The 13,658-nt window shown below is 57.9% G+C and carries 14 protein-coding genes and 1 tRNA gene; 7 read left to right on the forward strand and 8 right to left on the reverse strand.

The window, feature by feature from the left end; genetic code table 11:
• Positions 1 to 36: 36 nt before the first annotated feature.
• Together eda and K8R57_06085 are read left to right on the forward strand one after the other, a co-directional pair.
• A complete protein-coding gene (gene eda, locus K8R57_06080; protein MCE9587865.1) occupies positions 37 to 702 on the forward strand; it encodes a bifunctional 4-hydroxy-2-oxoglutarate aldolase/2-dehydro-3-deoxy-phosphogluconate aldolase in 666 nt (221 codons plus the stop codon).
• A gap of 280 nt (positions 703 to 982) precedes the next feature.
• Positions 983 to 1,056: transfer RNA gene (locus tag K8R57_06085), tRNA-Gly, on the forward strand.
• A 109-nt stretch (positions 1,057 to 1,165) separates the two neighbouring features.
• Here the strand turns inward: K8R57_06085 and ppk1 are convergent.
• The gene (gene ppk1, locus K8R57_06090) at positions 1,166 to 3,241 is read right to left on the reverse strand and encodes a polyphosphate kinase 1 (GenBank protein ID MCE9587866.1); all 2,076 of its coding nucleotides are present in this window, start codon (positions 3,239 to 3,241) and stop codon (positions 1,166 to 1,168) included.
• Positions 3,242 to 3,520: 279 nt separating this feature from the next.
• Here ppk1 and K8R57_06095 point away from each other — a divergent pair, with 279 nt between their 5' ends.
• The gene (locus K8R57_06095; protein MCE9587867.1) at positions 3,521 to 4,015 is read left to right on the forward strand and encodes an 8-oxo-dGTP diphosphatase; all 495 of its coding nucleotides are present in this window, start codon (positions 3,521 to 3,523) and stop codon (positions 4,013 to 4,015) included.
• A 56-nt stretch (positions 4,016 to 4,071) separates the two neighbouring features.
• On the opposite strand, the gene K8R57_06100 is transcribed toward K8R57_06095, so the two are convergent.
• Together K8R57_06100 and msrB are read right to left on the reverse strand one after the other, a co-directional pair.
• Complete coding sequence (locus tag K8R57_06100) at positions 4,072 to 4,761, reverse strand: VIT family protein (protein MCE9587868.1); 690 nt, start codon at positions 4,759 to 4,761, stop codon at positions 4,072 to 4,074.
• Positions 4,762 to 4,769: 8 nt separating this feature from the next.
• Positions 4,770 to 5,297, reverse strand: coding sequence for a peptide-methionine (R)-S-oxide reductase MsrB (gene msrB / locus K8R57_06105; protein MCE9587869.1), 528 nt, complete (start codon positions 5,295 to 5,297; stop codon positions 4,770 to 4,772).
• Positions 5,298 to 5,551: 254 nt separating this feature from the next.
• Between msrB and plsY the strand changes: the two genes are divergently transcribed.
• Together plsY and K8R57_06115 are read left to right on the forward strand one after the other, a co-directional pair.
• Entirely contained in the window at positions 5,552 to 6,202 is a 651-nt protein-coding gene (gene plsY, locus K8R57_06110) for a glycerol-3-phosphate 1-O-acyltransferase PlsY (GenBank protein MCE9587870.1), read from the forward strand.
• Positions 6,199 to 7,206, forward strand: a complete 1,008-nt coding sequence (locus K8R57_06115; GenBank protein ID MCE9587871.1) for an NAD(P)-dependent glycerol-3-phosphate dehydrogenase — start codon at positions 6,199 to 6,201, stop codon at positions 7,204 to 7,206. The genes plsY and K8R57_06115 overlap by 4 nt, the downstream gene beginning before the upstream one ends.
• Positions 7,207 to 7,239: 33 nt before the next feature.
• Here K8R57_06115 and K8R57_06120 read toward each other — a convergent pair whose 3' ends face one another.
• The 3 genes from K8R57_06120 to K8R57_06130 form a co-directional block, all read right to left on the reverse strand.
• The gene (locus K8R57_06120) at positions 7,240 to 7,785 is read right to left on the reverse strand and encodes a prepilin-type N-terminal cleavage/methylation domain-containing protein (protein MCE9587872.1); all 546 of its coding nucleotides are present in this window, start codon (positions 7,783 to 7,785) and stop codon (positions 7,240 to 7,242) included.
• 14 nt (positions 7,786 to 7,799) lie between these two features.
• Entirely contained in the window at positions 7,800 to 8,876 is a 1,077-nt protein-coding gene (locus K8R57_06125; protein MCE9587873.1) for a hypothetical protein, read from the reverse strand.
• A 174-nt stretch (positions 8,877 to 9,050) separates the two neighbouring features.
• Positions 9,051 to 9,755 (reverse strand): type II secretion system GspH family protein, encoded by a 705-nt coding sequence (locus K8R57_06130; GenBank protein ID MCE9587874.1) that lies wholly within the window; start codon positions 9,753 to 9,755, stop codon positions 9,051 to 9,053.
• A 611-nt stretch (positions 9,756 to 10,366) separates the two neighbouring features.
• Between K8R57_06130 and K8R57_06135 the strand changes: the two genes are divergently transcribed.
• Positions 10,367 to 11,005 (forward strand): hypothetical protein, encoded by a 639-nt coding sequence (locus tag K8R57_06135; protein MCE9587875.1) that lies wholly within the window; start codon positions 10,367 to 10,369, stop codon positions 11,003 to 11,005.
• A 7-nt stretch (positions 11,006 to 11,012) separates the two neighbouring features.
• Positions 11,013 to 11,990 carry a tRNA (adenosine(37)-N6)-dimethylallyltransferase MiaA gene (miaA, locus tag K8R57_06140; GenBank protein ID MCE9587876.1) on the forward strand — a complete coding sequence of 326 codons (978 nt, stop codon included), beginning with the start codon at positions 11,013 to 11,015 and terminating at the stop codon, positions 11,988 to 11,990.
• On the opposite strand, the gene K8R57_06145 is transcribed toward miaA, so the two are convergent.
• Both K8R57_06145 and K8R57_06150 read right to left on the reverse strand, forming a co-directional pair.
• Positions 11,983 to 13,344, reverse strand: coding sequence for a hypothetical protein (locus tag K8R57_06145; GenBank protein MCE9587877.1), 1,362 nt, complete (start codon positions 13,342 to 13,344; stop codon positions 11,983 to 11,985). The genes miaA and K8R57_06145 overlap by 8 nt on opposite strands.
• Positions 13,345 to 13,414: 70 nt before the next feature.
• Positions 13,415 to 13,651, reverse strand: coding sequence for a hypothetical protein (locus K8R57_06150; protein ID MCE9587878.1), 237 nt, complete (start codon positions 13,649 to 13,651; stop codon positions 13,415 to 13,417).
• Positions 13,652 to 13,658: the final 7 nt, after the last annotated feature.

The following is a 13,658-nucleotide window of genomic DNA, read 5'->3' on the forward strand; positions in this document are numbered from 1 at the left end:
TTGGATAAGCCGGCAGGTTTCCTTAAAAGATATTCCATGTCATCCTTTGATTTCGCACCAGTCCTTGCCGCCCGCATTATTTCCGTAATCACCATCGACCGCGCCGAAGATGCAGAGCCCCTGACTCAAGCCCTTCTGGATGGTGGCCTGAATGCTCTCGAAGTCACTTTCCGTACCCCCGCCGCCCCGGAGGCAGTTGCCCGGATCAAGGCAGCCTTCGGAGACAAGGTCCATCTTGGTGTTGGCACCCTGCTCACGGGCGAGCAGGTCGTCCAGGCAGCCGAGGCAGGAGCTACCTTCGGTCTCGCTCCCGGCCTGAATGCAAATGTCGTCCGGGCCGCCCATGAACGCGGCCTTGGATTTATCCCTGGAGTCATGACCCCCTCGGAAATCGAGCGCGCACTCGAACTCGGCTGCAAGGTCCAGAAGTTCTTCCCGGCGGATGTCGCCGGCGGCATCAAGATGCTCAAAACTCTCTCCGGCCCCTTCGGCCACACCGGCGTGAAGTTCGTCCCGCTAGGCGGCGTCAGCGCCGCCACGCTGAAAGAATATCTGGCTGCTCCCGGCGTTGCCGCGGTAGGTGGCTCCTGGATCGCTGACCGCTCTCTCATTAAGGCCGGCGACTGGGCCGGAATCACGGCTCTTGCGAGGAAAGCCGTTGCCATTGCCTCGGGACAGGAAGAGGAAGGCTCCTTGGAGTAAAGACGAGCAGTTGAACGGGCCTCACCTAACTTGCAACGTCTCCTTCTAAGACCCGGAGTGCTGATTGCTGTCGGCTTGCTTCTTCTAGGAGCGGTAACCGCAGAAATCTGCTTTCTGAGGTCAAATGGCCACCGAACCGCGGTAAACACCCGGATCTCAGAGCAGTTCGGTGAGGCGCTGGAGCGCGCGGGGATTCAGACTCAGGCAGCACCCTCCAAGTAGGGAGGCATGTCGCGGGTTGACCCCGCTTTGGGTCTGTGGTAACAATTCTTTAGTTAATGCGGGTATAGCTTAGTGGTAAAGTTCCTGCCTTCCAAGCAGGCCATGAGGGTTCGATTCCCTCTACCCGCTCCATTTCACCTTTCGTTTTAGGAGGGTTGATCGTTTTCTAAACACGATCGGTTCGATTGATTGACGGCTCTTTCCTAACAGCCTTCAGTCCAAACCTCTTCAGCCTTACTTTCTACTGTGCCAAGGCAGGCTTCGCCTTGCGGCGGCGCTGGGAGTCGGCGACGAACTCTTCCTGGGCGTTGAATCTCTCTCCCTCCACGGAACGCAGGTGGTACAGACCCTCCGTGTCCATGACGCGGACCTTCACATTGTCCTTCCAGAAGGTGTTGATGATCTCCTCGATATGCTCCTGGACGCGGGGGTTGCGAATCGGGAAGCCCGTCTCCACACGGCGGAAGAGATTGCGCGGCATCCAGTCAGCACTTCCGAGGTAGATTTCGGGAGCGCCGCCATTCTCAAAGCGAATGATGCGGCTGTGCTCTAGGAATCGACCAACCAGACTGCGCACCTCGATGTTCTCGCTAACCCCGGGGATGCCGGGGCGCAGGCAACAGATACCGCGGATGAAGAGCTGCACCTTGATGCCTGCCTGTGAGGCAAGGTAGAGCGCATCGATCATGCTCTCCTCCACTAGGGCGTTCATCTTCACGAAGATGCCAGCCGGGCGACCGGCCTTGGCATGTTCGATCTCACGGTCGATTAACTCAAGCATGCCCTCACGCAGATCGTAAGGTGCCATCAGAAGCTCCTTCATGCCGGGGAACTTGGACACGCCGGTCAGGATATTGAACATCGCGGCAACATCCGAGGTGAGCTCCTCGCGGGCTGTGAGGAAACCGAGATCGGTGTAAAGACGTGCCGTGGAGGGATGGTAGTTGCCGGTTCCGAGGTGTGCGTAGCGCCGGATAATCTCGCCCTCCTGGCGGACGACCAGCATGGCCTTGGCATGGGTCTTGAGTCCCGCGATGCCGTAGATGACATTGACGCCGGCCTCGCGCATAAGGCGTGCCCATTTGATATTGGCGGCTTCGTCGAAGCGGGCCTTCAGCTCGATAATGACCGTCACCTGCTTTCCGTTCTCAGCAGCATGGATGAGCGAGGCCACGAGGGGAGAATCGGAGCTGGTACGATAGAGAGTCTGCTTGATCGCCAGGACATGCGGGTCCTCGGCGGCCTGCCCAAGGAAATCGAGGACGGTCTGGAAGCTGTCGTAGGGATGCTGCATCAGGATATCGCCCTTGCGGATATGCCAGAAGATGTCGGCCTCTTCGTTAAGTGAAACGACGGTCGCGGGGGTGAACCGCTTGTCGCGGAGATCGGGCCGGTCGATCGAGAGGGCCAGCGGCATCAGGCGCGTGAGATTGATAGGGCCCTCGTGCCGGTAGAGATCGCCGTGACCGAGATTGAAGATCTCCAGCAGGCGGTTGGCCACCGCGTCGGGACAGTCGTCCTGAACCTCGAGGCGCACGGCTGCACCGCGATTCACATGGCGCAGCTCTTCCTCGATCGCGTGCAGGAGATTCTCTGCCTCCTCCTCGTCGACGTAGAGATTGCTGTTGCGGGTGACGCGGAAGAGATGGGCCCCGAGCACCTTGACTCCGTGGAAAAGGGTTCCTACGTAATGTTTGATGACGCTGCCGAGGAAGACAAAGTCATGGCCCTGCTCCTCGGTCTGCTGGGAGAAGGGAACCACGCGCGGTAGGATCCGTGGCACCTGGACAACCGCCAGGTCGGTGTTGATCCCCTCGCCCTCGAGGTGAACGATGATATTGAGACTCTTGTTGAGAAGCTGGGGAAAGGGGTGTGAAGGATCAATGGCAAGGGGCGTGAGCACCGGGAAAATCCGCTCATGGAAGAACTTCTCGAAATGCGCATGCTCGGATTCGGGAACATCCGGAAAATTGTGAAATTTGATGTTCTCACCCGCGAGGCCTGGTTCGATCTCCTCATTCCAGCAGCGGTACTGGTCGTCCACCTGTTTGCGGGCACGCTTCGAGATCGCTGCAAGTTCTGATTTCGGCGACATGCCGTCCGGCGCCAGCGCGACGGTGTTCGTCTGCACCTGCTGCTTGAGACCGGCCACGCGCACCTCGAAGAACTCGTCGAGGTTCGAACTGACGATACAAAGGAACTTCAGGCGCTCCAGCAGGGGGTTCTCTTTGTCGAGCGCCTGGTCGAGCACGCGCTGGTTGAACTCCAGCCAGCTAAGACCGCGGTTGATGAAGTGAGAGTGAATCCCTTTTCCCATAAACCATCTATCGTGCGATGTCTGATGGTGGGGTCAAGGGGGGATTTGTGACAATGCGGCGACATTCGATTCCGCAGGCTTTTTAGCTGTTTAGGCTTTAGGCTGTTAGGTCGGACCCAGACCCCGCTGTCTCCACAGTCAAAGAACCCCTGATGTCATCATGGGATTTATTCAGCGCATCCCTAAGAGTGAAGAGTTAGAAAGTATTATTTCGTCCGGTCAGCCTAGTGCAGTAGATTTCTAACCCTTCAACCCTTCAACGCTCTAACCCTCCAACCCATGGATCCCCACGACCCCGCCTTCTGGCAGAACTGGCAGCCGACGATGAGGGCATCTCTCTGCTTTGTGCTAAGGGATAAGCAGATCCTCATGATTAGAAAAAAACGCGGTCTTGGTGCAGGGAAGATCAATGGACCGGGCGGTCGACTCGAACCCGGCGAGAACGCTCTGGCGGCCGCGATCCGCGAGACTCAAGAGGAACTCTGTGTCACGCCGCTGAATCTCTCGGAGCGTGGAGAACTCCACTTCCAGTTTGTCGACGGACTGGCCCTTCATTGTGTCGTTTTTACTGCCGAGGGTTGTCTTGGGGAACCGGTCGAGACGGATGAGGCAGTTCCCCATTGGATGGAAACTTCTGCGATTCCCTACCATGATATGTGGCAGGATGATCAGTACTGGTTACCGGGGATGCTCGAGGGCAAAACCTTCAAGGGGTATTTTCATTTTGACCAGGATGTGATGCTATCGCGCCGTCTGGAGTGGCTATCAGCCTAAGAGTGTAACTCGGGGGGCTACAGAGAATATAAGCGCTACGGCACCTCCTCGGTAATTCAAACAGGCTTGCCGACTAGTGCACCCACGCCTGCAGTCAGGGCCATGGCTAGCGCGCCCCAGAAAGTGACGCGCACGATCGAACGCAGCATAGGAGCGCCCCCCGCGTAGGCAGAGAGTGCGCCAAGGATGGCGAGGAAAATCATGGAGCTGCCCGACACTGTCCAGGCAATCCAGTTGTGAGGCACGGCAAGCACAACCAGCAATGGCATTGCGGCACCCACGGCGAAGGTCGCCGCGGAGGCTAATGCAGCCTGCAAAGGCCGGGCACTAAGGGCTTCAGAAATACCGAGTTCGTCACGGGCATGTGCTCCCAAGGCATCCTTTGCCATCAGCTGCTTGGCCACTTGATCCGCAAGCCCCTGATCAAGTCCCCGCTCCACATAGATGGAGGCCAACTCCGCATGTTCATGTTCGAAATCGGTGGCAAGTTCGATCCGTTCACGCTCCAGATCGGCCCGTTCCGTATCGGACTGGGAACTCACGGAGACATACTCTCCGGCTGCCATCGACATGGCACCCGCTACAAGTCCGGCAACCCCGGCGACTAGCACGCTACCACGGCTCGCCTCTGCTGCCGCAACGCCAACAATCAGACTGGCCGTGGAGAGGAGCCCGTCGTTTGCACCGAGGACGGCGGCGCGGAGCCATCCGACACGATGAGTGAGGTGGAACTCGGAGTGCTTCATTGCGGGGATCAGCGGGCAACCTGAGCACCCATCTTCTTCACTTCAGTTTCGTCCTTGAAGATCAGTGAGACGGAGTTCAGGCAGTAGCGGAGATGGGTGGGTGCCGGGCCGTCGTCGAAGACATGACCGAGGTGGCCGCCGCAGCGGGCGCAGAGGATCTCGGTACGGGCCATGCCGAGCGATACATCGCGGATCTCGGTGATGTTCTCTGGAGCGAAGGGCCGGTAGAAACTGGGCCAGCCTGTGCCGGAGTTGAACTTCGAGCTGGAGGCAAAGAGTGGCAAGCCACAGCCGGCACAGAAATAGACGCCATCCTTGTGGTTATCGAGCAGGTTGCCGCAGAAGGGAGCCTCGGTCCCCTTGGCCCTCAGAACGCGGTAGGCAGCAGGGCCAAGCTGCTTCTCCCACTCGGCGTCGGTCTTTACAACGCGGGGACTCTGGACGACTGAGCCCGGATTGCCATCGGGGCCGATCAGGCAGACAGCGACTGTGTTGGTATTTCCCGGCGGAGTCTGTGCGGACATGCAGCAGACCATAGAAAGCAGTAGGGCCGCGGGCAAGAGATGACGGGCGATCATGGCAATCATTATAGCACAGGATAGGGAAATATGTCCCGCAGAGGCGCAGAGACGCAGGGGTATTATGATTGTGTGATGAGTATTATTTCGCTGGGCCCCAGACCCTCCCTACATGTTTTCTTTAACCTTTCTCTTCCTCCGCGCCTCTGCGCCTCTGCGCGAGTTATTCCCTTTTTACTTGTCCCTGCGATTACGACTGATGAGATCCATTGGTGCTTTCCTCGCTTGCTCCTTGGCTACTCATAGCCGTTGCCTCGTACCTGCTCGGCTCGATCCCATTCGGGTTCATCGCCGGCAGGATCTGTGGTATCGATATCCGCACTAAGGGAAGCGGCAACATCGGGGCTACGAATGTGCTTCGCGTGCTAGGCAAGAAATGGGGCTATGCCGTGTTCCTCCTCGATTTTGTGAAAGGTCTGATTCCCGTCCTGCTGGCGCTTGCATGGGGTCGTTCCATCGGGGTGAACCCCGCCTCCGCCCCAGGAGCGTTGGCGGCGCTTTGCGCGCTCCTAGGTCATAGCTTTCCCGTCTGGCTGGGATTCAAGGGGGGGAAGGGGATTGCCTCCTCCGCAGGCGTGATCGTCGGACTCTTCGGATTCTGGGCCTTTCTGTTTTGCCTCGGCTCATGGCTCCTTTTCTTCAGCATCACCCGCTATGTTTCCGTGGCTTCGATTGCGGCGGCCATTGCCGTTCCTGTCTCCGTCTCCGTGCTCTATTTCATGCATCGGTCGGATTGGCTAACTTTGCTCGTGGCGTGCCTCATGTGCCTGCTAGCAATCTGGCGTCACCGCTCGAACATCGTCCGCCTGCAGGCAGGAACAGAGCCCCGCTTTGAGAAGAAGACGGGGCCGAAAAAACCATGAGCAACCCTGCAGTCAGCGTTCTCGGTGCGGGGGGATGGGGAACGGCTTTGGCTATTCTCCTTGCTCGACCAGACAGGAAAATCCCTCTCTGGGGTCATGATCCGATTCATGTGGAAAACATGGTCCGTGAGGGAATCAATACAAAGTATCTCCCAGGGGTGGTGTTGCCCTCCACTATCAAGCCCACGGCGGATCTCTCGGTGGCGTCGAAATCCGAAATTCTCTTTTTGGCCATTCCCTCGAGATACCTGGACGCGATCGCCTCGCAACTCGCTGAATTATGCGGAGACCGCAAACCTGTTCTTGTCTCCTGCACCAAGGGAATCGAACAGGAACATGGCCTTCTGATGAGCGAGGTGATCAGCAAACGCTTTCCAAAAACCACCATAGCCGTTCTCTCCGGGCCGAATCTAGCTGGTGAGATTGCCCGGGGCATCCCCGCCGCAGGAGTGATCGGCTCTGCTGATGCGCAGGCTCTGACCGCCGTTCAGGCGCTGTTCGCCGGGACGAGTTTCCGTGCCTACACGAGCGGTGATATCCGTGGCATCCAGTTGGGCGGAGCGTTAAAAAACATCTTCGCGATTGCGGCCGGCGCCTCTGACGGCCTCGGTCTGGGTGAAAACGCGCGGGCGGGTCTGGTTACCCGATCGCTTACCGAGATGACCCGGCTCGGCATTGCCATGGGAGGAGGCCGCGAAACCTTCGGTGGATTGAGTGGTATCGGCGACCTCATGGTCACCTGTTTCAGCCCTAGCAGCCGCAACCATCAAGTGGGATTCCGCCTTGGTCAGGGGGAGTCACTCGAATCGATTACCTCATCCATGGGCAGCATGGTAGCGGAAGGAATCCCGACCGCCATAAGTGCGCAAGCGGCAGCTCGACGACTCTCCGTGGAGACTCCGATCATCGACGAGGTCTCAGCCCTTCTTCAGGGACTGAAAACTCCGGCCGCGGCGATGAAATCCCTAATGGGCCGCAATCTGCGCGCAGAAGAGGAAGTTTAGAAAATTTCCTAGGGCCTGGGGCTCTAAGTGGCCTTAAGGCTTGGTTTCCACGTGGCCGTCCGCGCGCAGAACATTCAGCCTCCCGAGATGCGGCAGCCCCTTGTCCGTGCAGACGGTCATGGTACTGAGCTTGCTGATCGTGAAGACACCGCCACGGGTATAAATATGCACATCCTGCGGTTGCTCTCCCTGAAGCACAGGTGACCAAAGATAGCTTCCATAGTTAGTATCCGGGGCTGTATCTGAAGGACAGGTGAGCAGGGCAATGGTGACTCCGTAGTTGCCAAGACATTGCAGCGGAAGAAGCAAACCGGTCGGAGAGTTAGAGTTCACTCCCGATTGTGAGGAGGCGTTTGAAGCCGACACATTATAGATGGGAGGAAACTGATGGCCGTTATCCGGGTCAGCCACATACTGCTGAACGGAGACGCCGATCTGCCGAAGATTGCTCAGGCACTGGGCCCCTTTGTCTTTCTGGATTCCGGTTTGGATTGATGGGAAGAACAGCGAGGCCAGCATGCTGATGATGGCGATGACGACCAGGAGCTCGACCAGCGAAAAGCCGCGCGAAAATTTCATCAAACGGCTCCTAATCATTGTGCGGCTTTCGCAGCTGCTTTGTGGTTGAGGTAATTTACGGCACGGGTGATCCGACGCTCTGCCGTCTGTTGCGACTGCCTGACGAGTTGAGAGTCCTGCATTTTCTGCCCCATCTCGGAATTGGCCATCATGTCCTGTATTTTGGCCATACGGTCCGCTGGAGTGAGACCCTTCAGGGAATCAAAAAAGGCCTTCCTCTCTGCCTTATCCTTCAGAGCCTGAGCCTGTTTGTCGGAAGGAAGTTTCTTGATCTGGGCCAGTTGGCGCTGCTCCATCCAGTCTGGGTTGGCATGGGGGCGGCGCCCCACGTCGGCCGGCTGGTTCATCGACCCTGATAGCCTTGATCCGCTTGCGCTATCGGGCCCTCCCTCACCATCCTCAGGTCCGGCGCCCCCCCAACCACGACGCGCTCGTTCCGAAAGGAAAAAGAATTCAGCGCTCTTGCCATGAGCCGAGCCGACCAGAGAGGAGACGATCTTTCGAACACTTGTAGGCTTGGGAAGTTTGGCCGGGGGGCTCCATTCCTTGGGAAGGGCAATCATCACACCACTCTTCTGAGCCGCCTCATCGAGAAGTTTTGCCAGATCCGGATCCGGTCCCTCCATGGCAATGGAGAGAAACCGGGGGTCGATCACCTGACCATACTCAGCTCCCGCGGCTCCACCGGCTCCACCTGGGCCCGGGTAATAGCTGGTGGTCCAGGCATCGATCTTGCCGGTGCCGTTAAGCGAAGCGATTGCCTCATTAAGGGCGGTTTTGGTCGGCGCCGCGAGATAAACGACCCGCCAGCCTGATTCCATTGCTCCGGCTAATATCTCCAGTGCCTCCACAGGGGTAACCTTGACGGCGTCCATGGTCACCCGCTTGGAAAGGTCGAGAGAGCTCTCCATGCGGACTCCCCCCTGACGGGCGATTGAGGCGATCACCTTGGCAAGTGGTTGCTCCTCAGCATGGATGGTGACCAACCCCCAGTTTGCGATCCATCGGGCGATCAGGATAACGGCCAGCAGGATGGCGATGGCCCCCAGATAGAGCTGCCGTCTGGGCAACGCGGAGAGAAAGGAGATCATGAGTCCTTATGAACACCCCATAGGCCATGAAGTTGCAGCAAAAATCACTCGCTAGAACCTGTGTGACGAACCGTGAAGGTTTTTCACTTACCACTCCGGGGGTCCCGAAAAAGAACCCCCGGCTTATAGCTTTCTCTAATATTCTTTCCGTCCCTGTTCACCACCACGTCCTCCCTAGGATCTACCTTTTTTGCTGTCATCGTCATCGTCGTCGTCATGGTCATCATCGGATTCACCTTTTTGGCCGCTACGATATTCTCCAGAGCCAGATCCCCCCGAAGCAGCTGTTCCACTGCTTGCCGACTGGATGGAAGCGAGGTAGGCCCAGGTCTGGGTCTCAACATGTCCGTCCGCACGAAGAATATTCAGTTTTCCCATGTGGGGATTCCCTTTGTCCGTGCAGACCGCCATGGATGAGAGCTTGGAGATGCTGTTGACGCCTCCCTGATTGTAGATAGCGGCGCTCTGCGCCTCCTCACCATTGAGCGTTGGAGTCCAGATATAGCTGCCATAGTTCGAATCTGGCGCCTTATCGGTAGGGCAGCTGAGCAGACTTGCCTTCACTCCATAGGCACTGAGAGCAGCCAGCGGGCCCTGCGGTGCGGAGGGTGTCGCTCCAGGAACCATGTAATTTGAGTTCACTGCCGTCGAGTTGATCGGCGGGAACTGCTGGCCGTTAGCGGGGTCTGCCACATACTGCTGAACGGCGACGCCGATCTGGCGCATGTTGCTGATACACTTCGCGGTTTTGCTTTTCTGCGATGCCTGCTGTACGGTCGGCACCATCATCGAGGTCATGGCACCTATTACTGCGGTGGTCACAAGCAGTTCCACCATGGTGAATCCGGCGTTGCACCGGGGGGATGTGCATCTTTTCATTTTGTTTTAGGGTTTGTTGTTTAACTGCGCGATGAAGAAGTAAAAGGAGCGGAGAAAAGCCGCTGCCTGCAGAAAGCCTCGGCAGGCCGTGGTAAAAAGAGGCCGAAGCAACGACCTTTGCGGCACCATTACATGGGATCCCTCTTGGCGTTGCCACAATGGTTCCCTCACCTCCGGAAAGGCCCAGAAGCCATGAGCGAGTCCTCGCTCTCATGGGTCAACATGCGGCCGGATTCGGAAAAATCAAAAATTCTTTTGCAAGTTTCGGCAAAAAATCTCCCACTCGTTCCCGTTGTCGCGGCGAAACGAGACCGATTTGCCTTGTCTCGCCGGCGGTTCGATGCGAGAGAGAGGGTTGCCCGATACCGGTGACCGTCGCAAGGTGGTGCGGATTTCCGCTACCTACCCCGGCATTGAAAGCCGACGCAGCCTCCACCACGCCCCTTTTCGCAAGATTCCAGGGACGGGACACAAAGGAGGCCGCACACGGCGAGTCGCACGGGCACCAACACACAACGCAACGATAAACATACCTAGTCCTGATCCCCGCCCACACCGGCTCCGTGTCCCAGGCCGCTCATCGCGGGGATCCCTTCAACACAACACATATCATGTCCTCAAATTATTCCCCTAACAGCGGCCGTTCCCGCAGTGGCGGCGGCGGTCGCCGTCGTTCCTCAGGCTCCCAGGGTCGCTCCCAAGGCGCTTCCCGAAGCGAAGACCGTCCTCGCCGCGCGCAGCAGCCAGCCAAGAAGCAAGGCTTCCTTGCCAAGCTCCTCTCCGTCCTCGGACTCGGTGGCAAAAAAAAGCCCCAGGCGGCCTCCGGCCAACCTCAACGCACTCCCCGTGGCGAGCATTCCGAGCGCCGTGAAAGTGCATCTCCCCGCCAGTCCCGGAAGCCCGAGCGCATTGAAGTAACCACGCCCCGCGTCTACGTCGGCAACCTCTCTTTCGATGCGAGTGAGAGCGACCTGATGGAACTCTTCAGCGGCGTTGGATCCGTCCAGAACGTCGAGGTCGTTTGCAACCGCGAGACTCAACGCTCCAAGGGATTCGGATTCGTCACGCTTTCTTCCGTTGAGGAGGCCAAGCGCGCAGTCGATGAGCTTCACGACAAGGAATACATGGGCCGCAAGCTCGTGGTCAGCGGCGCCAAGGCTGTAGCCGAGAGCCGCAGTGAACGGTCCGAACGCCGCGACACGGCGGGAGCTTCGGAAGCTTCCACGGATTCCGAGGCGGCAGCGGCCTAGTTGGTTTTTGGTACCAATCGGTTCCGTTTCCGTGCTTCCTGCGGAAACAATTCTTATTGCCGGCCCCACTGGGGTCGGCAAGACCGATCTCTCTCTCCGGCTTGCCGGTGACCTTCACGGTGAGATCGTCGGCGCGGATGCCTTCCAGATCTATGCCGGCCTATCTCTTCTGACTGCCCAGCCCTCGGGGGCTACGCGGGCGCTAATTCCCCATCATCTGATCGGATCTGTCGATCCGGCGGAGGCTTATGACGCGGGACGCTATCTGCGTGAGGCGCTGCCCGTCATCCGCGATATCGCTGCCCGTGGCAAACGGCCAATCGTAGTTGGCGGAACAGGACTTTATTTCAAGGCGCTGCTCGGGGGTCTTCAAGAACTTCGGGCAGGCGACCCCGTCCTGCGCGCTGAACTACAGGCTCTCACATTACCGGAACTGATCGGGCGACTTGAGGCTCTGGATCCTGCTGCCGTGAGGATAGTCGATCTGGTTAACCGCCGCCGTGTGGAACGGGCCCTTGAAATCGTGATGCTGACGGGCAAGCCGCTAGCCGAATCGCGGAAGGAATCGCAAGGCCCCATTCCAACACCCCAGAGTATGGGAATCATGACCCTTCTTCTCACACGTAATCGGGAGGAGTTGAACGCCCGGATCGAGGCCCATGTGCAGTCGATGTTCCATCAGGGCGTGGAGGATGAAGTGGCTGCTCTACCTGAGCAGTATGTCGGGCCAACGGCCTCGATGACACTCGGTCTCCGTGAGATCCGCTCACTCCTACGGAATGAGATCACCCGGAAAGAGGCGATCGAAGCCATCAGCTCGTCAACTCGGCGCTATGCCAAGCGGCAGATGACCTGGTTCGGCCACCAGCATGACTTTCCAAAGCTGAACCTGAGTCTTTTTTCCGATCCCGAAAAGTCTTTTGCCGAGGCATTACGGCTACTCCAATCATCCGAGCCAGCGCAAGCGAACGGCACCGCTATTTGAGAAAGCCGCCGAGCGTATCGAGAACTTTCCCCGCTCCCTGTTCGAGCGTTTTAACAGCATTTGTCGTCGTCATGTTGGTCGCGGACTGCTCCTTGATGCCCAAGAATTTCATTCCCTCTTGAATCCCCTCCTTGATGACTCCTTCGGCGCGCGCGGTTACAGCCGTCACAAGACGTGCCGAGAGATCCTCCGTGGGATGGGAAAGACTCCCGCCGACGATCATCGGGGTCCAAATATAGCCGTCATGCTCGTTCAGACCGAGGACCTCGCGGGCGAAGGGGATCATGTCGACAATCCTCTTGGTGATGCCTACCTGAAAAGATCCCTTGAGTGATCCTTCTCGGCCCACCTCCGCATCTCCTATGAGCTTTAGCAGACCTTTGGATTCGAGAACCACGTCGCTCCATGTGGTCTTGTTCACATCCCCTGAGAATGTGGCGTGCGCCTCCTGAATCGGAAGGTGCCTGAATTGGTCCATCGCCGTGAAGAGCGCCAACTTCTCCAACGCCGGAATCTGCGAGAGGGTAATGTCATGCGCGCTGACATTGCCTGAGATGGAATGGATCCCGTCACGACCCCATGCGGCCTCGCTCTGCCCCTCCAGAGAGCCCAGCACCTTCCCCTCCAGTGCAGGTATAAGCGAGGTCAATTCGACCTTCGCCCAATGCCCCTTCAGCCGTGACTCACGTCCATTGCTTGGAAAGTTACCCTCCAATCGAAGGGTCCCCCCATTATGAATCGAGAGATCCGCGCCGGTGAGGTCGAGCCCTTCGTTGGAGAGACGGCATCGGATCGTGTCGATATCGATCTTCAGATCTGGAAAGCGCTCGTTGACCAGGCGTCCTCCATGGGCCTCAAAGCGGATCTGTTCTCCTTCCGGCACAGATTCCAAGCGGGTCCCCAGTATATCAACCGAGCCTCCCTTAGGTTGCTCTATCAGCACGTCTGTGGAGCAACTCTCGATCCTCTCAATCACGAACTGCGTGGGGAGCCATTTCGGAAGCCTAGATGGCTGTGTCGACACCTCCGCAACAACCTCGTTATTGCCCTCCTTCACCGGCCCGAAATGAATCTCGCTCCGGTCAAGAGTGATCTTCTCCACGACGAGATGTCCTTGCAACAATCCTGCAGGGTGGAACCTTGCGTGCAAACCGCTGGATTCGATCTTTTTCAGCGCGGTTTCGGCCGAACCGAGGGCCCGGAGGCTTCCCGAAGTCAGACCAACCCAAGCCCAATGGATTGGAGACAGTTCCGCCTTTGCATGAAGCCGCTCGGTAGCCTTCTGTTCCACCAGTGAGCGAAACTCCCCTCCCTCTAGCCACCGCGCAAGAAGCACGAGCACGATGGCCAACATAATCCAAACCAAGTTCAACGGGATGATCCAGTAAAGGTGTCGGAATCTATAACTGGATTTTGCCATATCTTTACCTCCCGGATGCCGAGCGTTCATTCAGACTGTCGCAGACAGGGCAGCGGAGAAGGTCGGCGGTCGATCTGTCGGTGTATCGTGACCCGCAGATCCTGCAAAAAACGCGGTTTCGGGAGATGATATTGGCATGGCGTTTGCGAATGATTTCGTAGCCTATCCAGAGGATCAAAACACCCGCCAGAAAAAGGGCCAAATAGACGCAGACAAACCACGAAAGCGTGATGGGAATCATGGCTTGG

The sequence above is a fragment of the Verrucomicrobiota bacterium genome, assembly GCA_021413925.1.
Taxonomy (GTDB): Bacteria; Verrucomicrobiota; Verrucomicrobiia; order Chthoniobacterales; family UBA6821; genus UBA6821.